The sequence below is a fragment of the Alcaligenes sp. 13f genome, from assembly GCF_020496585.1.
Lineage (GTDB): Bacteria > Pseudomonadota > Gammaproteobacteria > Burkholderiales > Burkholderiaceae_B > Alcaligenes > Alcaligenes phenolicus.
This window is the reverse complement of record NZ_JAHKKC010000016.1, coordinates 22,029-43,103: the sequence shown is the minus strand read 5'-3', so window position 1 is coordinate 43,103 and position 21,075 is coordinate 22,029. Positions and strand designations below refer to the sequence as shown.

At 56.5% G+C, this 21,075-nt stretch carries 21 protein-coding genes; 17 read left to right on the top strand and 4 right to left on the bottom strand.

Annotated features, from left to right (window positions below):
* Positions 1–46: 46 nt before the first annotated feature.
* Positions 47–1,120, top strand: a complete 1,074-nt coding sequence (locus tag KOE80_RS14190; RefSeq protein ID WP_226349395.1) for a linear amide C-N hydrolase — start codon at positions 47–49, stop codon at positions 1,118–1,120.
* A 138-nt stretch (positions 1,121–1,258) separates the two neighbouring features.
* Complete coding sequence (gene fdxA / locus KOE80_RS14185; protein WP_226349394.1) at positions 1,259–1,591, top strand: ferredoxin FdxA; 333 nt, start codon at positions 1,259–1,261, stop codon at positions 1,589–1,591.
* Here fdxA and KOE80_RS14180 read toward each other — a convergent pair.
* The gene (locus KOE80_RS14180) at positions 1,588–3,123 is read right to left on the bottom strand and encodes an MFS transporter (protein WP_226349393.1); all 1,536 of its coding nucleotides are present in this window, start codon (positions 3,121–3,123) and stop codon (positions 1,588–1,590) included. The genes fdxA and KOE80_RS14180 overlap by 4 nt on opposite strands.
* Before the next feature lie 84 nt (positions 3,124–3,207).
* Between KOE80_RS14180 and KOE80_RS14175 the strand changes: the two genes are divergently transcribed.
* Positions 3,208–4,074, top strand: coding sequence for a LysR family transcriptional regulator (locus KOE80_RS14175; protein WP_035272676.1), 867 nt, complete (start codon positions 3,208–3,210; stop codon positions 4,072–4,074).
* 6 nt (positions 4,075–4,080) lie between these two features.
* On the opposite strand, the gene gph is transcribed toward KOE80_RS14175, so the two are convergent.
* The 3 genes from gph to ompA all read right to left on the bottom strand — a co-directional run bounded on the left by gph (position 4,081) and on the right by ompA (position 6,185).
* The gene (gene gph / locus KOE80_RS14170) at positions 4,081–4,776 is read right to left on the bottom strand and encodes a phosphoglycolate phosphatase (protein ID WP_226349392.1); all 696 of its coding nucleotides are present in this window, start codon (positions 4,774–4,776) and stop codon (positions 4,081–4,083) included.
* Between the two features lie 6 nt (positions 4,777–4,782).
* The gene (gene ubiG / locus KOE80_RS14165) at positions 4,783–5,505 is read right to left on the bottom strand and encodes a bifunctional 2-polyprenyl-6-hydroxyphenol methylase/3-demethylubiquinol 3-O-methyltransferase UbiG (protein ID WP_226349391.1); all 723 of its coding nucleotides are present in this window, start codon (positions 5,503–5,505) and stop codon (positions 4,783–4,785) included.
* An 83-nt stretch (positions 5,506–5,588) separates the two neighbouring features.
* The gene (gene ompA / locus KOE80_RS14160) at positions 5,589–6,185 is read right to left on the bottom strand and encodes an outer membrane protein OmpA (RefSeq protein ID WP_009464175.1); all 597 of its coding nucleotides are present in this window, start codon (positions 6,183–6,185) and stop codon (positions 5,589–5,591) included.
* A 440-nt stretch (positions 6,186–6,625) separates the two neighbouring features.
* Here ompA and gyrA point away from each other — a divergent pair, with 440 nt between their 5' ends.
* The 14 genes from gyrA to KOE80_RS14090 all read left to right on the top strand — a co-directional run bounded on the left by gyrA (position 6,626) and on the right by KOE80_RS14090 (position 21,056).
* Positions 6,626–9,310, top strand: a complete 2,685-nt coding sequence (gyrA, locus tag KOE80_RS14155; protein ID WP_035272681.1) for a DNA gyrase subunit A — start codon at positions 6,626–6,628, stop codon at positions 9,308–9,310.
* On the top strand, positions 9,310–10,419 hold the full coding sequence (gene serC / locus KOE80_RS14150; RefSeq protein ID WP_009463913.1) for a 3-phosphoserine/phosphohydroxythreonine transaminase: 1,110 nt from the start codon (positions 9,310–9,312) through the stop codon (positions 10,417–10,419). Before gyrA ends, serC begins: the two co-directional genes overlap by 1 nt.
* Positions 10,412–11,503 (top strand): prephenate dehydratase, encoded by a 1,092-nt coding sequence (gene pheA, locus KOE80_RS14145; protein ID WP_009463912.1) that lies wholly within the window; start codon positions 10,412–10,414, stop codon positions 11,501–11,503. The genes serC and pheA overlap by 8 nt, the downstream gene beginning before the upstream one ends.
* Before the next feature lie 63 nt (positions 11,504–11,566).
* Positions 11,567–11,836 (top strand): hypothetical protein, encoded by a 270-nt coding sequence (locus KOE80_RS14140; RefSeq protein WP_226349390.1) that lies wholly within the window; start codon positions 11,567–11,569, stop codon positions 11,834–11,836.
* A gap of 39 nt (positions 11,837–11,875) precedes the next feature.
* Positions 11,876–12,760 (top strand): prephenate dehydrogenase, encoded by an 885-nt coding sequence (locus KOE80_RS14135; protein ID WP_088450366.1) that lies wholly within the window; start codon positions 11,876–11,878, stop codon positions 12,758–12,760.
* Entirely contained in the window at positions 12,757–14,079 is a 1,323-nt protein-coding gene (aroA, locus tag KOE80_RS14130; protein WP_226349389.1) for a 3-phosphoshikimate 1-carboxyvinyltransferase, read from the top strand. The genes KOE80_RS14135 and aroA overlap by 4 nt, the downstream gene beginning before the upstream one ends.
* Positions 14,076–14,753 (top strand): (d)CMP kinase, encoded by a 678-nt coding sequence (gene cmk / locus KOE80_RS14125; protein WP_226349388.1) that lies wholly within the window; start codon positions 14,076–14,078, stop codon positions 14,751–14,753. The genes aroA and cmk overlap by 4 nt, the downstream gene beginning before the upstream one ends.
* 84 nt (positions 14,754–14,837) lie before the next feature.
* Positions 14,838–16,556 carry a 30S ribosomal protein S1 gene (gene rpsA / locus KOE80_RS14120; protein WP_022983279.1) on the top strand — a complete coding sequence of 573 codons (1,719 nt, stop codon included), beginning with the start codon at positions 14,838–14,840 and terminating at the stop codon, positions 16,554–16,556.
* A gap of 5 nt (positions 16,557–16,561) precedes the next feature.
* Positions 16,562–16,921, top strand: coding sequence for an integration host factor subunit beta (locus tag KOE80_RS14115; protein ID WP_026482971.1), 360 nt, complete (start codon positions 16,562–16,564; stop codon positions 16,919–16,921).
* Positions 16,922–17,035: 114 nt separating this feature from the next.
* On the top strand, positions 17,036–17,368 hold the full coding sequence (locus KOE80_RS14110) for a lipopolysaccharide assembly protein LapA domain-containing protein (protein ID WP_009456012.1): 333 nt from the start codon (positions 17,036–17,038) through the stop codon (positions 17,366–17,368).
* Positions 17,369–17,384: 16 nt separating this feature from the next.
* Positions 17,385–18,632 carry a lipopolysaccharide assembly protein LapB gene (gene lapB, locus KOE80_RS14105; protein WP_009456011.1) on the top strand — a complete coding sequence of 416 codons (1,248 nt, stop codon included), beginning with the start codon at positions 17,385–17,387 and terminating at the stop codon, positions 18,630–18,632.
* A complete protein-coding gene (gene rfaE1, locus KOE80_RS14100; protein WP_226349387.1) occupies positions 18,629–19,558 on the top strand; it encodes a D-glycero-beta-D-manno-heptose-7-phosphate kinase in 930 nt (309 codons plus the stop codon). Before lapB ends, rfaE1 begins: the two co-directional genes overlap by 4 nt.
* Entirely contained in the window at positions 19,555–20,553 is a 999-nt protein-coding gene (gene rfaD / locus KOE80_RS14095) for an ADP-glyceromanno-heptose 6-epimerase (protein ID WP_083053346.1), read from the top strand. The genes rfaE1 and rfaD overlap by 4 nt, the downstream gene beginning before the upstream one ends.
* A 116-nt stretch (positions 20,554–20,669) precedes the next feature.
* The gene (locus tag KOE80_RS14090) at positions 20,670–21,056 is read left to right on the top strand and encodes a ComEA family DNA-binding protein (RefSeq protein ID WP_115633863.1); all 387 of its coding nucleotides are present in this window, start codon (positions 20,670–20,672) and stop codon (positions 21,054–21,056) included.
* The last annotated feature ends 19 nt before the right edge of the window (positions 21,057–21,075 follow it).

Here is a 21,075-nt window from a genome sequence, read left to right as displayed (position 1 = left end):
TTTTTTGTTTCATTGATTGGGCGGCTAGCCGTCTCTGGAGAGAAAGATGTTGCTAAAAAAATGTCGTCGTACTTTGCTGGCATGTGCAGTTGGGCTGGCTTTGGTGCCTGCGGCCTCTCAGGCGTGTACCCGAGCTGTTTTTCTGGGTGATAACGGACAGGTGATTACCGGTCGCTCCATGGACTGGAAGCTGGATGTCGGCACCAACCTCTGGATTTTTCCTCGCGGTGAAAAACGCACTGGCGAAGCTGGCCCCTCGTCCATTGAGTGGACTTCGAAATACGGCAGCGTGATTGCGTCGGGTTATGACCTGGCCTCCACGGACGGTGCAAATGAAAAGGGACTGAACGTCAACTTGCTATGGTTGGTGGAGTCGCAATACCCCACACCTCAAAAGGGCGACAAAACCTTGAGTATGTCCTTGTGGGGGCAGTATGTTCTGGATAACTTCGCCACGGTGGCTGAAGCGGTGGCTGCCTTGGAAAAGAATCCCTTCGTGGTCATCAGCGACAAAGTCCCCAACGAAGAGCGTTTGGCAACCTTGCACCTGTCCATGTCGGACTCGTCTGGTGACAGCGCCATTATTGAGTACATCGACGGCAAGCAGCATATTCACCATAGCCGCAAGTATCAGGTGCTGACGAACTCACCGACTTTCGATCAGCAACTGGCAATCCGGGATTATTGGCAATCTGTGGGAGGCATGAACATGTTGCCGGGCACCAGCCGTGCCGCTGATCGTTTTGCCCGTGCTTCTTTTTATATTGATGCCGTGCCTCGCAACCTTAGCGATGACAAGGCCGTAGCCAGCGTACTGAGCGTGATGCGCAATGCCTCCACACCTTACGGCATGACCGTACCTGACCAGCCTAACAACTCTTCGACTCGCTGGCGTACAGTGTTCGATCACCAGCGCAGCCTGTATTACTTTGACTCGGTACTGTCGCCCGGTGCGTTCTGGGTCGATATGAGAAAGGTCGATTTCTCGGCCGAGACCGGCAAGGTCATGAAGCTGGATCTGGGTCCCGAGCAAAGCACGGTGTATATGGGTGAAGCGCTGGAGCACTTCAAACCTGCCAAGCCCTTCCAGTTCTTGCCCGCGAAAGTACCTGCCATCTAAGTTGCCTGGTGGTTCAGGCCGCTTCAGGGTAGCTTGAGCCCAGGCTGAATACCCGGGGCATAGCCGACAGCGATCACATGATGTTCATGTTCAGCTGTTATGCTATGCCCCGTCTTTATTTGTTGAAGTAGCTGTTTCATGACCTATGTAGTGACGGAAGCCTGTATCCAGTGCAAGTACACCGATTGTGTGACGGTGTGCCCCATGGATTGTTTTTTTGAAGGCCCGAATTTCCTGGTCATTCATCCTGACGAGTGCATTGATTGCTCCATCTGCGTGGCCGAGTGTCCGGTGGGGGCGATTGTCAGTGATCAGGATGTGACGCCCGAGCAGCAGGTCTATGTGGAACTGAACCGGACCTTGAGCGAGGACCCGGCCTGGAAGCGTATCAGTCAACAAAAAGCGCCCTTGCCGGATCATGAGTACTGGGCGACTCAGAACGACAAGCTGGCGCTGTTGAAGAAAGATTAATGGGCTTTCTGATGGCTGTTGTTGCGTTGGAAGTACCAGACCGCCAAGGCCGCAATCACCAGCAAAGCCGTACAACTGGCCAGTACAGCGACATAGCCTTTATCAAAAGAGTCGCGGGCCAGTTCACTTAAGGTCAGAGCCAGATTCTGTGGCATGGTTTCTGCCATCAACAAGGCTTGATCCAGGCTGTCGTAGGCCAGGGCGCGGTCACTTAATTCCTGTGGCAAGATCAGGCTGGCGCTATATACGAAGGACAGCAGGCTACCCATAATGGTCACGCCCAGCGCACCACCCAGTTCATAAGACATTTCCTCGACCGAGGCCACCATGCCAGCGCGTGAAGGTGGCACGCTTTGCATGATAGTGCTGGAAGCCGCCGTCATGGCCGCACCGATACCCAGGCCCAGCATGACCAGGCTGATCACTTGTAGAGGCTGTGCACTGTTATGCCACAGCAGATAAGCGGCCATGCCTGCTCCCGCCAGGCTCAGGGCGCCAATCAGCAGTCGCTTGCTGCCGATGACGACCAGCAGGCGCCCGGCCAAGGGACCGGCTATAAAGGCTGCCAGTGGCAAAGGAATAATGGCCAGGCCCGCTTCCAATGGTGAGAAACCCAGTACCAATTGCAGGCGTTGGCTGAAAACCAGTTCCATGCCGATCAAGGCCGCTGAGGCCGTCACGGCAGAGAGTACGGCGGTGCTTAGCGTGGCGTCCTTGAACAGGGCAAAGTCCAGCAAAGGGAAAGGGCTGCGGTTTTGTTGACGGACAAACCAGCTCAGAAACAAGATGCCGATCAGCAGGGCGGCAGCGGTCAAACCCCAATCCGTATGCAGCTTGCCCATTTCCTTGATAGCCAGGGTGCTGGCTACCAGGCCCACCATGATCAGCAAGGAGCCTTTGATATCCCAGGGGCGCGATGCATCTGGCGTGGAGCGGGGCACCAGAATCCAGCCCATAGGCAGTGCGATCAGCACGATGGGCACGTTGATCAGAAAGACTGACCCCCACCAGAAATGTTCCAGCAGGAATCCGCCCAGAACCGGACCAAAGGCGGCACCACCGGAGGCGATAGAAGACCAGACACCGAAGGCCACCGCACGTTCGCGCTCATCATGAAAGGTGATGCGTATCAGCGATAAAGTGGCGGGCATCATCATGGCCGCTGCCACACCTAAAAAGGCGCGTGCGGCGATCAAGGCCGTTGGGTTCGGAGAGTAAGCGGCTGCGACTGAAGCCAGACCAAACATGGCCAGACCCGACAGGAACAGGCGCTTGTGACCCAGGCGGTCACCCAGGGTGCCCATGCCCAGCAGCAGTCCGGAGACGACCAGAGCGTAGCTGTTGATGATCCACAGCTTGTCCGAGGCCGAGGCCTGCAGATCATGGGTCAGGCGTGGCAGGGCGGTGTAGAGCACCGTCATGTCCACCACAATCAGTAGAAGAGCTGCCGACACAATTGCCAGGATCAACCAGCGACGGCTTGGGGATAGGGGAGCAGTGTGGGCTTGATGGGTAATCGAGCTGTGCAGCATAAAAGACCAGAGGGGTAGGAAAGCAAGTATGATCTATCAATATTATCAACAGTCAAAGTTGATTAGCATCTATAAAATAGATAAATGGATTGGACACTAGAACGTATTCGACATTTTGTCGCTGTGGCAGAAACTGGCTCCATGACTCAGGCCGCGAAAGAGTTGGGCAAGGTGCAGTCAGCCGTCAGCACCTCGATTTCCCTGCTGGAAGCGGATCTGAATCTGGAGCTGTTTGATCGTTCACGACGAACGTTAAGCCTGACGGTGCCGGGCGAAATCATGCTGCTGGAAGCCAAGGCTCTGTTGCGTCAGGTAGATGTGTTGAATCGTCGGGCCCTGGATTTCTCGCAAGGGCAACCGACTAGACTGGAAATTGCTCTGGATGAAGCCTTGCCTCAAGAGCCCTTGCGGCTGCTGCTCAAGGAGCTGGCTGAACGCTGGCCTGCGCTGGAGTTGACGGTCTGGAACGGAACCGCTTCCGAGGTGATGGACTATGTGCAGGAAGGCCGCTCGGATATGGCTTTTCAGTTTGATCGTGGAGCTGATGCCACGTCATTTGCGCAAAGCTATATTGGCGCTGTGCCCCAAGCAATTTGTGTGGCGCGTACGCACCAGCTTGCCAGTCAGCATCAGGTCAGCCGTAAAGAGCTGACGGCACATCGACAATTGCTGATTCATATCGAAGGGACAGAGCAGACGGTTGTCAGCCCCAGTGTGTGGCGCTCAGACAGCTTTTATGTCATTGCCGATATGGTGGCCGATAGTCTGGGCTGGGCGATTTTGCCGCTGAACATTGCGGAGTATGAAAACTTGCGCAACAAGTTGGCGCAGTTGCATTGCCGGGAGATGGTTTTGCCACCCTTGCCAGTGCGGATGCTGTGGCGACAGGGGCAAACTTTGCCCCCTGCGGCAGTGTGGATGCAGCAGCGCCTGTCGGAGCTGCTGCCTTAAGCCTGTTTAGCAGGCCAGCGGGGAAGGGCGGGATAGCTGACCGTTGGCCCAGCGTTGTACGCCTTCCCAGATATCAGAGGCGTGATGCACGGTCATATCGGCTTGCCAAGTGCTCAGGCTGTCGTCCTGAGCGCAGTAGCCGTAGGCGGCAATCATGGTAGCCATGCCCGCCGCCTGACCTGCCTGGATGTCGCGCAGATCATCACCTACGTACAGGCAGTCTTTGGGATCAAAGCCCGTTTTCTCAGCGGCATACAGCAAGGGGGCGGGATGAGGCTTGGTGTGCTGGGTGGTATCGCCACCGACGGTGACTGCGCAACCCGCTTCCAGTCCTAAATGACGGATCAGGGGCAGGGCCAGGTATTCCAGCTTGTTGGTGACGATGCCCCAGGTGTAGCCGGCCTGCTCTAACTGTTTCAGCATGGGGGCTACGCCCTCAAACAGATAGGTCAGCTCCGTCATGTGATCGTTGTAGTCCTGCAGGAATTGCGCTCGCAATTGTGCGTAGTTGGGGTGATCGGTATTGATATCCAGCGCTACCTTGAGCAGCCCCCGTGCACCGTGCGAGGCATAGGGACGTAGCGCTTCGTAGGGCAAATCAGGCAGGCCATGTTCATTGCGCATGCGATTGGCCGTAGCAGCCAGATCCGGAGCAGAGTCGGCCAAGGTGCCGTCAAAATCGAATAGAACCAGTTTATTCATGAGGGCTTAGCTTTGGCGGCGGCTGGCCAGCAGGTAGTTGACGGAGGTGTCGCCAGACAGGCGATAGTGCTCGGTAATCGGGTTGTATTCCAGACCTTTCAATGCCAGGGCATCCAGACCACTGCGGTGGGCCGAGGAAATCAGCTCGCTGGGTTTGATGAAGCCCTCATAGCTGTGCGTGCCCTTGGGAATCAGGCGCAAGAGGTACTCGGCACCCACAATGGCAAACAAGAAAGATTTGGGATTGCGATTCAGGGTCGAGAAAAAGACCCAGCCACCGGGTTTGACCAGTTTGGCGCAGGCCGCAATGATGGAGCCCGGATCGGGGACATGTTCCAGCATTTCCATGCAAGTGACAACGTCAAAACGACCAGGGTGCTGATCAGCCATGTCTTCGGCGCTGATCATCTCGTATTTGACGGGTACGCCCGATTCCAGACTGTGCAAACGGGCAATCTTCAAGGAGCGCTCGGCCAGATCAATGCCGGTGACGTCGGCGCCGGACTGAGCCAGGCTTTCCGACAAGATTCCGCCACCACAACCGACGTCTAATACCTGCTTGCCCGCCAGGGAGCCGGTGTAGGACAGAATCCAGTCCAGACGCAAAGGGTTGATGGCGTGCAGCGGTTTGAACTCGCTGTCAGGGTCCCACCAGCGGGATGCCAGTGCACTGAATTTATCGATCTCTGCGGGATCGACATTGACGTTAGTGACGGTGGAAGCGGTCATGGCTCATCCAAAAAAATTAAGGCCCCGCAAAAGCGGAGCCTTAATTGTAGCCTTAGCTACAGAAATACGTGATGCAGCAAGAATTACTTGCGGTTGCCCACGATTTCGATTTCTACGCGACGGTTTTGAGCACGGCCTTCGCGGGTCTTGTTGGACGCCACTGGCTGAGCTTCGCCCTTGCCTTCGGTGTAGATACGGTCTGCAGGTACGCCCTTGTTGACCAAGTATGCTTTAACAGCATTGGCGCGACGCTCGGACAGCTTCTGGTTGTAAGCTTCAGCGCCGATCGAGTCAGTGTGACCGGTAGCGATCAGAGTTTCCAGATCGATGGACTGAACGGTGTCAGCCACTTGATCCAGAACCTGGCGGCCTTCTGGCTTGATGGTGGATTTGTCGAAGTCGAAGAACGTGTCAGCGTTCAGAGTCACTTTGGTGACAGTAGGAGCGACGACAGGAGCTTCGGGGGCTTGGGCAACGGGCACACCGTCACAACCTGGAATACCTGTAGCAGGTGTCCAGAAGTTGTTGCGCCAGCACAGTTCGTTGGTGCCGTTTTTCCAAACGTCGCCGAACGGATTGCGCCAGTTGTTAACTTCGCCGGACTCTTGTGCGGAAACTGCACTAGTGGCCGATGCGGCGGCAATGGCGAGTACAAGTGCGATTTTGGAGGGTTTGTTCATATTTCTCCTCGTTGAGCTGATGCTGTTAAGTGACCGCAGCGAACCCCTGCCGCTGATTAACGGAACCAGTATAGCAATCCTTTGAACGGAACAAAGACTTGCTTGCGCTGGGTTTCATGCGTGTTAGGTCGAATCTTAAGACATTTCGGCCACATGCGTGAGGGGGACGGGGAACGATTCGTGAAGATGCGTGGAATTAGCCTTGTTCTTTCCTTTTATTGTTGGTTTTAGGCAACAGGGAAAGGGTGGGGCCGCTTCTTCAATCCATCATCGATACGATTAGTGGACGATGGATTTTTGGCGAATCGACCGTTTCAATCACATATCGCCCGCCTTCTCGCCTCGCTACGCTGCGTCCCTCTATGTGAAAGTGCTAGAATTTCCTCTTGTCCGTTTACGGCTGGCTTACTGCTTAACCCATATCTATAAAGAATTGACCTATGGATTCCTTTGCCAAGGAGACGCTTCCCGTTTCGCTTGAAGAGGAGATGCGCCGCAGCTACCTCGATTACGCCATGAGCGTGATTGTGGGCCGTGCTCTTCCCGACGTGCGAGATGGTTTGAAGCCCGTGCATCGCCGTGTTCTGTTCGCCATGCATGAACTCAATAACGACTGGAATCGTGCCTATAAGAAGTCGGCTCGTATCGTCGGTGATGTGATCGGTAAGTACCACCCTCATGGTGACTCTGCCGTCTATGACACTATCGTGCGTCTGGCGCAGGACTTTTCCATGCGCTACACCCTGGTCGACGGACAAGGTAACTTTGGTTCCATCGACGGGGATAACGCCGCGGCCATGCGTTACACCGAAATCCGTCTGGCCAAGATCGCCCACGAACTGCTGGCCGATATCGACCAGGAAACCGTGGATTTCGTGCCTAACTATGATGGCAGCGAAAAAGAACCGGCCCTGTTGCCTTCGCGTCTGCCCAACCTGCTGGTCAACGGCAGCTCGGGTATTGCCGTGGGTATGGCTACCAATATTCCGCCGCATAACCTGGCTGAAGTGGTCAACGGCTGTCTGTACTGCCTGAGCCACCCCGAGTGCACGGTTGATGAGCTGATCGAATACATCCCGGCCCCCGACTTCCCGACCGGCGCCATTATTTATGGCATGTCCGGTGTGCGCGAAGGCTATCGCACGGGTCGTGGCCGCGTCATCATGCGTGCCAGTACACACTTTGAAGACATGGAAAAGGGCAACCGTCAGGCCATCGTGGTCGACGCCATTCCTTACCAGGTTAACAAGAAGTCGCTGCAGGAACGCATTGCCGAGCTGGTCAACGAAAAACGCATCGAGGGTATCTCCGATATCCGCGACGAGTCCGACAAGGACGGTATGCGTTTGGTCATTGAACTGAAGCGCGGCGAAGTGCCGGAAGTTGTGCTGAACAACCTCTACAAGAATACACAGTTGCAAGAAACCTTCGGGATGAACATGGTGGCACTGGTCGATGGCCAGCCCCGTCTGCTCAACCTGAAACAGTTGGTGGATTACTTCCTGAGCCACCGCCGCGAAGTGGTTACTCGCCGTACCGTATTCCAGTTGCGCAAAGCGCGCGAGCGCGGTCATGTGCTGGAAGGTCTGGCTGTGGCCCTGGCCAATATTGATGAGTTCATCGAAATCATCAAAGCGGCTCCAACGCCACCGGTTGCCCGTGTCGAGCTGATGGCTCGGTCCTGGGATTCTGGTCTGGTGCGCGAGATGCTGGCCCGTGCCGACACCAGCGCCATTGTCGGCGGCCGTCAGGCTTACCGTCCGGATGATTTGGGTGCTGAATTTGGCATGAACACAGACGGTCTGTACCGTCTGAGCGAAGTGCAGGCCCAGGAAATTCTGAACATGCGCTTGCAGCGCCTGACTGGCCTGGAGCAGGACAAGATTGTTCAGGAGTACCGTGAGGTCATGGACAAGATTGCTGATTTGCTGGATATCCTGTCCAACCCGGCCCGTGTGTCCGCCATTATTGGTGACGAGCTGATCGCCGTGCGCGACGAGTTCTCGGCCACTGGCAAGGACGTTCGTCGCTCGCAGATCGAGCACAACGCCACCGAGCTGGATACCGAAGACTTGATCACCCCTATGGATATGGTGGTGACGCTCTCGCATACCGGCTATATCAAGAGCCAGCCGCTGTCCGAATACCGAGCCCAGCGTCGTGGTGGCCGTGGCAAACAAGCCACCGCCATGAAAGAGGACGACTGGATCGACAAGCTGTTCATCGCTAATACCCACGATTACCTGCTGTGCTTCTCCAACCGTGGCCGTGTGTACTGGCTCAAGGTCTGGGAAGTGCCACAAGGTTCGCGCAACTCGCGTGGCCGTCCTATCGTCAATATGTTCCCTCTGGAAGATGGCGAGAAGATCAACGTGGTGCTGTCCGTCAAGGAATTCAGCGAAGATCAGTTCGTGTTCATGGCGACCTCGCGCGGTACGGTCAAGAAGACCCCGCTGTCCGACTTCTCCAACCCCCGCAAGGCCGGCATTATTGCTGTGGGCCTGGACGAGGGCGACTACCTGATCGGCGCTCAGCTGACCGACGGTGTGCACGACGTCATGTTGTTCTCGGATGCCGGCAAGGCTGTGCGCTTTGATGAGGGTGATGTGCGCCCAATGGGCCGTGCAGCCCGTGGTGTGCGCGGCATGACGCTGGAAGAGGGTCAGTCCGTGATTGCCTTGCTGGTGGCCGAAGACGAAACCCAATCCGTGCTGACCGCCACCGAGAACGGTTTCGGCAAGCGTACCCCGATTGGCGAATACACGCGTCACGGTCGTGGCACCAAGGGCATGATTGCCATCCAGACCTCGGCCCGTAACGGCAAGGTCGTGGGTGCGGTGCTGGTTCGTGAAACCGACGAGATCATGCTGATCACCAACGCCGGTGTGCTGGTACGCACTCGCGTGGCTGAAATCCGCGAAATGGGTCGTGCGACTCAAGGTGTGACCTTGATCAGCGTGGACGATGACAGCGAGCTGTCTGGTGTGTACCGCGTGGTGGAGACCGATGACGAGGTCGACGCCGAGCTGGCCGAAGAGGGTCAGGCGCCAGAAGGTCAGGAGCAGGATAATCAACTTGATTCCGCCCAAGACCAGGCGGACCCTTCCGGCGAGGAAAACGAGTAATGCGTGTATGGAATTTTTCGGCAGGCCCGTCAATGCTGCCGTTGGAAGTGCTGGAGCAAGCCGCTGCTGAAATGACAGATTGGCATGGCACCGGCATGTCCATCATGGAAATGAGCCACCGTAGCAAGGACTATATGGGTGTGCGTGACGAGGCAGAAGCCGATTTGCGCAGCTTGTTGTCCGTGCCCGATGATTTCGCGGTGCTGTTTGTTCAGGGTGGGGCACAAGGCCAGAATGGCCTTTTGCCCTTGAACCTGATTCAACGCAATGGCAGTGGCAAGGCCGACTACGTGCTTTCGGGCAGTTGGTCGGTCAAGTCCTGCGAAGAGGCTCAGCGTTACGGTGATATTCACGTTGCCGGTACCAGTGGTCAGGCATGGCAGGATCAGGGCAAGGAGTGGGCGCCCTGGACCTGGTTCCCCGAGCCTTCCCAATGGGATGTGCGCCCGGATGCGGCTTACTTGCACGTTTGTACCAATGAAACCATTGGTGGCGTGGAGTTCAATGATATTCCCAAGCTGGATGTCCCCGTCGTTGCTGACGTGTCGTCCAACATTCTGTCCTGCCCGATCGATTTCTCGCGCGTGTCGGTTGCTTACGCCGGTGCCCAGAAAAATGCCGGCATGTCCGGTATTGCCTTGATGATGATACGCAAGGACTTGCTGGGCCATGCCATGGATCTGTGCCCGTCGGCGTTCAACTACGCCAACATTGAAAAGCAGCAGTCCATGTTCAACACGCCGCCTACGTACTCGATCTACATGGCCGGGCTGATGTTCAAGTGGCTGGAGCGCCAGGGTGGTGTGGCTGCCATGCAGGCACGCAATGCGGCCAAGTCCGAGGCCTTGTACGGCTTTCTGGATGCGTCCGAGTTCTACAACAACACCGTGCATCCGGCGTATCGCTCGCGTATGAACGTTCCGTTCCTGTTGCGTGATCAGTCCCTGGATTCCCTGTTCCTGGAACAGGCTACGGCTGCAGGCCTGACTTCCCTGAAAGGACACAAGAGCGTGGGCGGTATGCGCGCTTCAATCTATAACGCCATGCCGCTGGAGGGTGTGCAGGCACTTATCGATTTCATGACTGAATTTGAACGACGGAATGGCTAATACCTTAACTGAGCGCCTGCTCCCTTGGCGCAATCGTATTGATGAGCTGGATCGCCAGATCCTGGAGTTGCTCAACGAGCGTGCTCGTGCGGCTTTGGAAGTAGGCAAGATCAAGCAGGACTTCAATACAGAGGAAGTCATCCTCAAGCCCGAACGCGAGGCACGTATTGTGCGTCGCTTGCAGTCTGAAAATGATGGCCCGTTCACACCGGCAGCAGTCGAAGCGGTGTGGGGGCAGATTATTTCTGCCTGTCGCGGTCTGGAAAGCGTATTGCGCGTGGCTTATCTGGGCCCGCAGGGCTCTTTTTCCGAGCAGGCCGCCTACGAGCATTTCGGCCATGCTTTGGATGGCCTGCAATGTGACTCCTTCGACGAGGTTTTCCGCAGCGTCGAAGTGGGTCAGGCTGAAGTCGGCATGGTGCCCGTCGAGAACTCGACCGAAGGTGCTGTGAACCGCACGCTGGATTTGCTGCTGAACTCGCCCTTGCGTGTCTTGGGCGAGCGCTCGATTCGTGTACATCACAATCTGCTCACCCAAACTGGCACGATGGAAGGCGTCACCCGTGTGATGGCCCATCCTCAGGCTTTGGCGCAGTGCCAGAACTGGCTGCAAAAGCATTACCCACAGCTTTTGCGTGAGGCCGCCTCCAGCAACGCTGAAGCAGCACGCATTGCGTCGTCCGATCCTACGGTTGCAGCGATTGCGGGCAATACGGCTGTTACCGCCTGGAATCTGGGCGTGGTAGAAGCCGGTATTCAGGACGATCCGCACAATCGCACCCGTTTCCTGGCCATTGGCAATATCGAGTCCCTGCCTAGCGGCAACGACAAGACCAGCATCATTCTGGCGGTGCCCAACCGGGCTGGCGCTGTCTATGACATGCTGTCTCCTTTGGCAGTGCATGGTGTGTCCATGACGCGCCTGGAGTCGCGTCCTGCGCGGACAGGGCAGTGGGAATATTATTTCTACGTAGACCTGATCGGTCATCGTGACGAGCCAGCCATGGCCGCCGCTTTGGCAGAGCTGAAGAAACAAGTCGCCTTTTTCAAGATTCTGGGTTCTTACCCCGTAAACGACTTTTAATCATCAGCAACAAGAAAGGCCTGGGGGGGCGTCCCCCTCAAGGCCTTATTGTCTGTGTGGGACATGCCTGTTCAGGACGTGCCTGTTCAGGACATGCCTGTTCAGGACATGCCTTGTCAGGACGAGTGGCTCGCACAGGATCTGCTTGTTTCGGTCTGTCTTGCGCAGTTGCTTGGTGCGCTGTGTCATCAAGAACTGGCTAGACAAAATAGAGGCTTTGCGCGTTGCTTTAATCCTTTGATGGGGTTTACACAGCAGTCTGGCAAAGTCTGCATCAATATCCCGGTTTTGCTCGTGCTATTTCACGCAATACGCGCAGCATGGACGGCCTGAGAGGGAACGGAATTAATCATGATAGCGTCATCAGAAACTATGGCGCCGCCGCCCTTGGTTCCGGTGCTGGCGATCGTCGGAGTCGGTTTGATTGGCGGCTCTTTGGCTCTGGCGCTCAAGCGCTCCGGGGCGGTAGGAAAAGTGCTGGGCGTAGGTCGGCAGCTGAAAAGCTTGCGACGTGCCCAAGAACTGGGCCTGATCGACGAGGTCGCCACGCTTGAGCAAGCCGCGCAGCAAGCGGACCTGATTGTGTTGGCTACGCCTATCGGGGCCATGGCCTCGGTATTGAAAACCTTGCGACCCCATCTGCGTGACGACACCTTGATCAGCGACGCAGGTAGCACCAAGGTCGATGTGGTCAGTGTGGCGCGTGATGCGCTGGGTGATCGTATCAGCCAGTTTGTTCCCGGCCACCCCATCGCCGGTGCGGAGACCGTAGGTCCCGAAGCGGCGCGTGCTGATCTGTATGACGGTCGCAACGTCATCTTGACCCCCCTGGAAGAAAACAGTGCCAGCGCACGCGAGCGTTTGATTGCCGTGTGGGAGGCTTGCGGGGCGCGTGTCATGTTGATGGACCCGGCCACGCATGACGAAGTGCTGGCATCGGTCAGTCATGTGCCGCACTTTTTATCCTCGGTTTTTATGTGGCAGGTGGCCTCCAGTGCCAACTCGGATCAGCGCTTTGCCTTGGCAGGAACTGGCTTTCGGGACTTCACCCGCATTGCAGCCGGATCAGCCGAAGTGTGGCGCGATATTTTCCTGAGCAACCGCGAGGCTGTCTTGGGTCAATTGCAGGAAGTACGTCAGGCCCTGGATCAGGCCGAACAGGCTTTGCAGGACCAGGATGGTCAGGCTTTATACGAATTTTTAGAGCGTGCTGCCTTGGCGCGCCGTTTTTGGGCAAGTAGGAGTGGTTTGCAATGAGCCAAAGCGACAGTCTTGTTTTGAACCCCGTCAGCCGCGCTAGCGGACAACTGCAATTGCCAGGGTCCAAGAGCATTTCCAATCGAGCCCTGTTGTTGGCCGCCTTGGCTCAAGGGCAAACACGCCTGGAAGGCTTGCTGCATTCGGACGATACCCGCGTCATGATGGCCGCTCTGCAGCAAATGGGCGTGGCTGTGCAGGACCTGGGGCAGGGCACGGTAGTGATCGACGGTGGGGCTCCTTTTGCGCATCGCGATGCGGATCTGTTTTTGGGTAATGCCGGTACGGCTTTCCGCTCCTTGACCGCTGCTTTGGGCTTGATGGGTGGTCGCTTCAACCTTAGCGGTATTGCCCGCATGCACGAGCGCCCCATTGGGGATCTGGTGGATGCGCTGCGCAGCCTGGGAGCTGAGGTGCAATATCTGGGGGCAGAGGGCTATCCTCCCTTGGCGATTGGTGAGTTGGTACAGGCTGATCAGCGTCGTGTGTCGGTGAAAGGCTCGGTATCCAGCCAGTTCCTGACAGCCTTGTTGATGGCCGCTCCCTTGTTGACTGCTCGTACGGGCCAGCCTTTGCGTATCGAGGTGGAAGGGGAGTTGATCTCTCAGCCTTATATTGAAATCACGCTGGCCATGATGGCGCGTTTCGGTGTGCAGGTGGAGCGCGACGGCTGGAGCAGCTTTACTGTCCCCGCCGATGCGGCTTATGTCAGCCCCGGCTTGTACGTAGTGGAGGGCGATGCTTCGTCCGCTTCGTATTTCATTGCTTTGGGAGCTATTGGCGGTGGCCCGCTACGTATTCAGGGCGTGGGTACAGAAAGTCTGCAAGGCGATATTCAGTTTGCGGATGTGGCCCAAGCCATGGGTGCTCATATCGAGCGTCATGCCAATGAACTGATCGTTTCTGGTCAGTGCGTAGCCAAGGGCGACAAGCTCAAGGCCTTTGATCTGGATTTCAACCATATTCCTGACGCCGCCATGACGGCAGCCGCCATGGCCATGTTTGCTGATGGTCCTTGCACCTTGCGCAATATCGCCAGTTGGCGCGTGAAGGAGACAGACCGTATTGATGCCATGCAGGCTGAATTGCGCAAGCTGGGGGCAACAGTAGAATCCGGGCCGGACTGGCTGACTGTGCATCCTATTGCCGCCGATCAATGGCGTTCGGCCAGCATCGAAACGTATGATGACCACCGCATTGCCATGTGTTTTTCACTGGCCAGCTTTGGCCCGGTGCCGGTCACCATTCTGGATCCCGGCTGTGTCAGCAAGACGTTCCCCGAGTATTTTTCTGTTTTTGAACAATTGGTGCAGGCATGACAGAGCTGAGCATTCCCGTCATAACCATTGATGGCCCTACCGCTTCCGGTAAAGGGACGATTGCTTCCCTGGTCGCGCAGCGGCTGGGCTGGCATACGCTGGACAGCGGTGCCTTGTATCGCCTGACCGCCTTGTCCTGCCTGCGTCGCGGCGTGGATGTCCAGGACGAGGCCCAGGTCCAGCATGCGGCCCAGAGCCTGAACGTGCAGTTTGACTACCCCCATATCTACATGGATGGCGATGACGTCAGCGACGCTATTCGTCAGGAAGAGGTAGGAAATCTGGCCTCTCAGGTGGCGGCCTTGCCTCTGGTGCGTGAGGCACTTTTGCAACGGCAGCGGGATTTTCGCGTTGCCCCCGGTTTGGTGGGCGATGGGCGCGATATGGGCACAGTTGTGTTCCCGGACGCACCTTTAAAGATATTTTTGCTGGCAGATGCGGAGGTGCGGGCCCAAAGACGCTGTAAACAGTTGAGCGAAAAGGGTATTTCTGCTAATCTTACGAGTCTTTTGGCGGACTTGCGTGCGCGCGACGAACGTGATCGTTCTCGAACTCATGCTCCGCTTGTGCCTGCGCCGGGTGCCCACATTGTGGATTCTTCCCAGCTCAGCATCCAGGAAGTTGTAAATAAGGTGCTCGACCTTTGGTCGGGCATTGCGGTCCCGACAGCCTAATCCCGTGCTGATCGGGCTTTGTTCACTCCACCGGGTTCTGCCTGGTGTGTTTTTTATGGCCATTTTGGCTAACGGATTGATTTAATGTCCACTAACCTTCACACAGACGCAACGGGCGGCGAAAGCTTTGCCGATTTGTTTGCAGAAAGCATTAAAAACCAAGACCTGAAAAGCGGCGAAGTTATCTCCGCCGAGGTTCTGCGTATTGACCACAACTACGTTCTGGTCAATGCTGGCCTGAAGTCCGAAGCACTGATCCCTCTGGAAGAGTTCCTGAACGATCAGGGCGAACTGGAAGTTCAAGCTGGTGACTTTGTTTCCGTGGCAATCGACGCCTTCGAAAACGGCTACGGTGACACCATTCTGTCCCGCGACCGCGCCAAGCGTCTGTCGGCCTGGTTGTCCCTCGAGCAAGCGCTTGAGTCCGGCGAACTGGTCAACGGTACCATCACTGGTAAGGTCAAGGGCGGTCTGACCGTCATGACCAACGGCATCCGCGCCTTCTTGCCCGGTTCGCTGGTTGATCTGCGTCCTGTCAAGGACACCACGCCATACGAAGGCAAGACCCTGGAATTCAAGGTCATCAAGCTCGATCGCAAGCGTAACAACGTCGTGTTGTCGCGTCGCGCTGTGCTGGAAGCCTCCATGGGCGAAGAGCGTCAGAAACTGCTGGAAACCCTGTCCGAAGGCGCTATCGTCAAAGGTATCGTCAAGAACATCACCGATTACGGTGCGTTCGTGGATCTGGGCGGCATCGACGGTCTGCTGCACATCACCGATATGGCATGGCGCCGTGTTCGTCACCCATCCGAAGTTCTGCAGGTGGGTCAGGAAATCGAAGCCAAGGTCCTCAAGTTCGATCAGGAAAAGAGCCGCGTCTCCCTGGGCGTCAAGCAGCTGGGCGAAGATCCATGGATCGGTCTGGCACGTCGCTACCCACAAAACACCCGTCTGTTCGGCAAGGTTACCAACCTGACCGACTACGGTGCATTTGTTGAAGTGGAAGACGGTATCGAAGGTCTGGTTCACGTATCCGAAATGGATTGGACCAACAAGAACGTTGACCCACGCAAGGTTGTGACCTTGGGTGAGGAAGTCGAAGTCATGGTTCTGGAAATCGACGAAGATCGTCGTCGTATCTCCTTGGGCATGAAGCAGTGCCGTGCCAACCCATGGGAAGATTTCGCCATCAACTTCAAGCGCGGCGACAAGGTTCGCGGTGGCATCAAGTCCATCACCGACTTCGGCGTGTTTGTTGGTCTGCCTGGCGGCATCGACGGTCTGGTTCACCTGTCCGACCTGTCCTGGTCCGAGACTGGCGAAGAAGCCGTTCGCAACTTCAAGAAGGGCGACGAAGTTGACGCCGTGGTTCTGGGCATCGACACCGACAAAGAGCGCATTTCCCTGGGTATCAAACAGCTGGAAGGCGATCCGTTCAACAACTTCGTAGCAACCTACGACAAGGGTGCCGTGGTTAGCGGTGTCGTCAAGTCCGTGGAAGCCAAGGGTGCTGTTGTAACTCTGTCGCTGGACGTTGAAGGCTACCTGCGCGCCTCCGAGATTTCCTCGGGCCGTGTTGAAGATGCCACGACGGCTCTGAAAGAAGGTCAGGAAATCGAAACCATGATCTTGAGCGTGGATCGCAAGACCCGTTCGATTCAGTTGTCCATCAAGGCTCGTGATACCGCCGAAACCGCTCAATCCATGGCCCGCCTGACCGAAGCCAGCGCTTCGTCCGGTACGACCAATCTGGGTGCTCTGCTGCGTGCCAAGCTGGACCAGCAGCAACGTGACGACGGTTAATCAGCGTGACAAAGTCTGAGCTGATCGCGTTGTTGGCCAGCCGCTATCCGCAGCTGGCTCTGCGCGATATGGATTTCGCCGTGAAAACGGTTTTGGATTCTATGACCCAGGCCCTGGCCAGTGGTCAACGGATCGAAATCCGAGGGTTTGGCAGCTTTTCGCTCTCTACCCGCTCGCCGCGGGTAGGGCGCAATCCCAAATCGGGTGAAAAAGTGATGGTGCCTGGCAAACAGGTGCCGCACTTCAAAGCCGGCAAGGAATTGCGCGAGCGAGTCGATTCTGTCTTTCTCGAGCAAGAGCAAATCGAAGCAGACGACCAGTCGTCTGCCTTCGAGCAGCTCAATGCGAGAGTCCGTCACGGTTAAGACCTACTTGCATACTGATTACACAGGCCCTTTTCAGGGCCTGTTTTGCGTGTGCGCTAAATTCCGCTTGCACGTACAATCAGACATTATAAAAACACTGTTGGAGCCCTAAAAATGCGCTATCTAGTCTGGGTACTGCGTCTGCTCGTTTTTGTGATCGTGCTGCTGTTCGCACTGAAAAACACGGAACCGGTGCAAGTCAGCTTTTTCGCCGAGCATATTATTCAAGACGTTCCGCTGATCGTCGTAATGCTGGCCGCGTTTATTTTAGGTTTGGTGTTGGGGCTGCTTTTGATGGTGGGCGCGGTGATGCGCCGCCGTCGCGAGGTCAACCGCTTGCGCCGCGAAATGGACCGTCTGCAAGACAGACTGGAGCAAGCGCAGCAATCGCCCGTGAATACGGCTGCTGTGGCGCCCGAGACCGTCGCCCCGCTGGCGCCTTTGTAAGTCCTTGGAGTAAACAGTGGATTTTGAAACCTGGTGGTTGGTTTTTGTACCAATTCTATTTGCCTTGGGCTGGGTCGCCGCGCGGGTGGATTTTCGACAGATGATGTCCGAAACTCGCACCTTGCCGGACTCCTATTTCAAGGGTTTGAACTTCCTGCTCAATGAAGAGCCGGATCGTGCCATTGACGCCTTTGTGGAAGTGGCCAAGCTGGACCCCGAAACCACCGAGCTGCACTTTGCACTGGGTAGCCTGTTTCGCCGTCGTGGTGAAATGGAGCGCGCCATCCGAGTGCATCAAAGTCTGCTGTCGCGCGCTGATCTGCCGGTTGCTGATCGTGAAAATGCCCAGTTTCAGATTGCCCAGGATTTCCTGAAAGCTGGCATGCTGGACCGGGCCGAGGCCGCTTTTGAAGCGGTGCGTGAAACGCGCTTTGCTATTCCGGCCATGCGCGCCTTGATCCGTATTTATGAGTCCGAGCACGATTGGCCGCGTGCCATTGAAGCGGTGCGCCGTTTGCGTGCCTTGGTCGATGAGCCTGTGCCGCAACTGGTGCATTACCAGTGTGAGCAGGCTGAAGGGGCTTTGCAAGGCAAGCAGCCTGATTTTGAACGTGCCGCCAAAGCTTTGGACGAGGCGGATAATGCCATTCGCAAGCTGGGCACGGGCCAAGGCATGTATGCTTCTCAGGCGCGGGTTGCCGGTTTGCGTGCTCGTGTGGCGCGTATGCAAGGCCAGAGCGAGCAGGAGCGGGCTTACCTGGTTTCCATTTTGAGCAGCGCGCCTGAATATGTGGGCCTGTACGCGACCGAGCTGCTGGACAGTTACCGCAAGCTGGGTCGGGGCGAAGAGGGCGTTGCCATGTTGCGCAGTCATTATCAGCAGCATCCCAGCCTGGATATTTTCAATGTGCTGTTCCGTGTTCTGCGCGAACAGGAAGGCCATTTGCAGGCTTGGGCGTTTGCGCGTGATGCTTTGCGTGCCCATCCTTCTCTGTTGGGTCTGGACAAGATGCTGGAAGTTGAACTCCAGGATCAAGGGCAGGGCAAGGAAAGTACCGAAGGCGCGGAGGCTGTCGGTGTCGATCAGATTATTGCAGGTGCGGATTTAAGCCTGCTGCGTTCCTTGATACATCGTCACACCCAGCGTCTGGATCGTTATTCCTGCAGTTCTTGCGGTTTTGAGGCTCGCCATTTCTATTGGCAATGCCCCGGCTGCAACTCCTGGGAAACCTATGCACCTCGCCGCCTTGAGGAGCTGAAATGATGACCTTCCCTGGTGAGGCTGTTGCTGCCGGCCGTGTGCTGGTCGTGGGTGACGTCATGCTGGACCGTTACTGGTTTGGCGATGTGGATCGTATCTCCCCCGAAGCACCCGTTCCTGTGGTCAAGATGGGGCGGGTAGAGGACCGTCTGGGTGGTGCCGCCAACGTGGCACGCAATATTGCCGCTTTGGGTGCCCAGGCCAGCCTCTTGGGTGTGATTGGGCAGGACGAAGCGGGCAAGACCGTGCGTGAACTGGCTGAAGCGGACCATGTTCAGGCTCACTGGGTGCAAGACCCGATCATGCCTACGTCGTTGAAGCTGCGCGTGCTGGGTCGCCAGCAACAATTGCTGCGCGTGGATTTTGAAGAAAGCCCGGCCAGCAGTGCTTTGGATCAGTTGCAGCAAAGCATGAGCGACTTGCTGGATCAGCATCAGGTGCTGGTCTTGTCGGACTATGCGAAAGGCGCTTTGGCCCAGGTAGAAAGTTTGATTGCGTTGGCACGATCGAAGAACATTCCTGTTCTGGTCGATCCCAAAGGCAAAACCTACGAGCGCTATCAAGGGGCCACTATCCTGACGCCGAATCGTTCGGAAATGCAGGAAGCCGTGGGCGCCTGGAAAGATGAAGATGATTTGATGCGACGCGCTCAAGATTTGCGTCGCAAGCTGAATTTGGAATGCTTGCTGATTACCCGTTCCGAACAAGGGATGACCTTGTTCACCGAGCAGGGGCGTGAGCATGTGGATGCGCAGGCACAAGAGGTGTTCGATGTCTCGGGTGCCGGGGACACGGTATTGGCAACGCTGGCGGTGATGCGAGCGGCGGGTCTGGACTGGTTGCAGGCCATGCGCTGGGCGAACCGCGCGGGTGGTATCGTGGTCGGAAAATTGGGTACGTCCATTGTGACGGCAAAGGAATTGGCATGATCGTAGTGACCGGTGGCGCTGGCTTTATTGGCAGCAATTTGGTGAAAGGCCTGAACCAGCAGGGTGTGACTGACATTCTGGTGGTGGACGACCTGAGCGATGGCGACAAGTTCGTCAATCTGGTGCATGGCCAAATTGCCGACTATATGGACAAGGACGATTTCCGTGCCCGGTTGGCGCGCGACGAGTTCTCCAATATTGAAGCTGTGTTGCACCAGGGCGCATGTTCGGATACGACCGAGCGCAATGGTCAGTTCATGATGGACAACAACTACCGCGTGACGCTGGAAATCTTCGAGTACTGCCAGGCCAAGCGTATTCCTCTCTTGTATGCTTCGTCCGCCGCTGTTTACGGTGCGGGTCCCTTGTATGCCGAGGACCTCAGCAACGAAGCGCCGTTGAACGTCTACGGCTATTCCAAGTTTCTGTTCGACCAAGTGCTGCGTCGTCATCTGGATAGTCTGCGTGCGCCAGTGGTCGGCCTGCGTTACTTTAATGTCTATGGTCCACAAGAGCAGCACAAAGGTCGTATGGCCTCGGTGGCTTATCACAATATGCTGCAATACCGTCGCGACGGTCATGTGCTCTTGTTTGGTGGCTGGGATGGCTATGTGGATGGCGGTCAGCAACGTGACTTCGTCTTTATTGATGATGTCGTGTCGGTGAATCTGCATTTCCTGGGTCAGGACAAGCAGTCGGGCGTGTTCAACTGCGGTTCGGGACGTGCCCAGCCGTTCAATGATGTAGCCCAGACCGTCGTCAACACCTTGCGTGAGCATGATGGCTTGCCTACCCTGACATTGGAAGAGTTGGTGACGCAGCAGTTTCTGCAATACATCCCGTTTCCCGATGATCTGAAAGGCCGTTATCAAAGCCACACCCAGGCAGACCTGACACAGCTGCGTGCGGCTGGTTACGACAAGCCTTTCCACGATGTACAGACGGGTGTCGCTGAGTACGTACGCCGTCTGCTGCAGTCGGGGGCTCTGCGCTAAGCAGTAGGGCTTTAAAGTCCATGCGGGCTGCCACGCATGGCTAAATGCGGTCTCCGGCCCGCTTTTGCATTCACCCAGGCAGCACCATAAAGGCTTCTTTCCAAGGAGCCTTTATCATGTCTACCTCCCTGATCTTGTCCCCCGTTTCCCATCGCTGGTTGCACTCAATGCAAGGTTGGCGTGCGTCCGTTCTTCGCTTTCTGCTTGCCCTATGCTTATTGGGGCCCTGGAACTTGGCTGCCGCGGTTGATTTGAATACGGCTGATGCTCAACAATTGCAGCAAATTAAAGGTATAGGCCCCCGCACGGCCGAGTTGATTCTGGAGGAGCGCCAGCGGGGTGGCCCTTTCGACTCTTTGCAGGATTTGGCGGACCGGGTCAAAGGGATAGGCGCGAAAAAGATCGTTACGATGGAGCAGTCGGGCCTGAAAGTGGAGCCTGCCAAAGCCGCCAGCAAGGCGGTTTCCAATACGGTCGATGCGGATATAAGAAGAAAGCCGTAGCCCTGGGCGTAGACTCGCT

Bases quoted from the DNA above. Each gene is read 5' to 3' on its own strand.
- KOE80_RS14175 (WP_035272676.1), top strand. From the start codon at position 3,208: ATGGATTGGACACTAGAACGTATTCGACATTTTGTCGCTGTGGCAGAA.
- pheA (WP_009463912.1), top strand. From the start codon at position 10,412: ATGGCTAATACCTTAACTGAGCGCCTGCTCCCTTGGCGCAATCGTATT.
- KOE80_RS14140 (WP_226349390.1), top strand. From the start codon at position 11,567: ATGCCTGTTCAGGACGTGCCTGTTCAGGACATGCCTGTTCAGGACATG.
- gyrA (WP_035272681.1), top strand. From the start codon at position 6,626: ATGGATTCCTTTGCCAAGGAGACGCTTCCCGTTTCGCTTGAAGAGGAG.
- KOE80_RS14180 (WP_226349393.1), bottom strand. From the start codon at position 3,123: ATGCTGCACAGCTCGATTACCCATCAAGCCCACACTGCTCCCCTATCC.
- KOE80_RS14110 (WP_009456012.1), top strand. From the start codon at position 17,036: ATGCGCTATCTAGTCTGGGTACTGCGTCTGCTCGTTTTTGTGATCGTG.
- ubiG (WP_226349391.1), bottom strand. From the start codon at position 5,505: ATGACCGCTTCCACCGTCACTAACGTCAATGTCGATCCCGCAGAGATC.
- gph (WP_226349392.1), bottom strand. From the start codon at position 4,776: ATGAATAAACTGGTTCTATTCGATTTTGACGGCACCTTGGCCGACTCT.
- serC (WP_009463913.1), top strand. From the start codon at position 9,310: ATGCGTGTATGGAATTTTTCGGCAGGCCCGTCAATGCTGCCGTTGGAA.
- rfaD (WP_083053346.1), top strand. From the start codon at position 19,555: ATGATCGTAGTGACCGGTGGCGCTGGCTTTATTGGCAGCAATTTGGTG.
- aroA (WP_226349389.1), top strand. From the start codon at position 12,757: ATGAGCCAAAGCGACAGTCTTGTTTTGAACCCCGTCAGCCGCGCTAGC.
- ompA (WP_009464175.1), bottom strand. From the start codon at position 6,185: ATGAACAAACCCTCCAAAATCGCACTTGTACTCGCCATTGCCGCCGCA.
- KOE80_RS14090 (WP_115633863.1), top strand. From the start codon at position 20,670: ATGTCTACCTCCCTGATCTTGTCCCCCGTTTCCCATCGCTGGTTGCAC.
- cmk (WP_226349388.1), top strand. From the start codon at position 14,076: ATGACAGAGCTGAGCATTCCCGTCATAACCATTGATGGCCCTACCGCT.
- fdxA (WP_226349394.1), top strand. From the start codon at position 1,259: ATGACCTATGTAGTGACGGAAGCCTGTATCCAGTGCAAGTACACCGAT.
- KOE80_RS14190 (WP_226349395.1), top strand. From the start codon at position 47: ATGTTGCTAAAAAAATGTCGTCGTACTTTGCTGGCATGTGCAGTTGGG.
- KOE80_RS14135 (WP_088450366.1), top strand. From the start codon at position 11,876: ATGGCGCCGCCGCCCTTGGTTCCGGTGCTGGCGATCGTCGGAGTCGGT.
- rpsA (WP_022983279.1), top strand. From the start codon at position 14,838: ATGTCCACTAACCTTCACACAGACGCAACGGGCGGCGAAAGCTTTGCC.
- rfaE1 (WP_226349387.1), top strand. From the start codon at position 18,629: ATGATGACCTTCCCTGGTGAGGCTGTTGCTGCCGGCCGTGTGCTGGTC.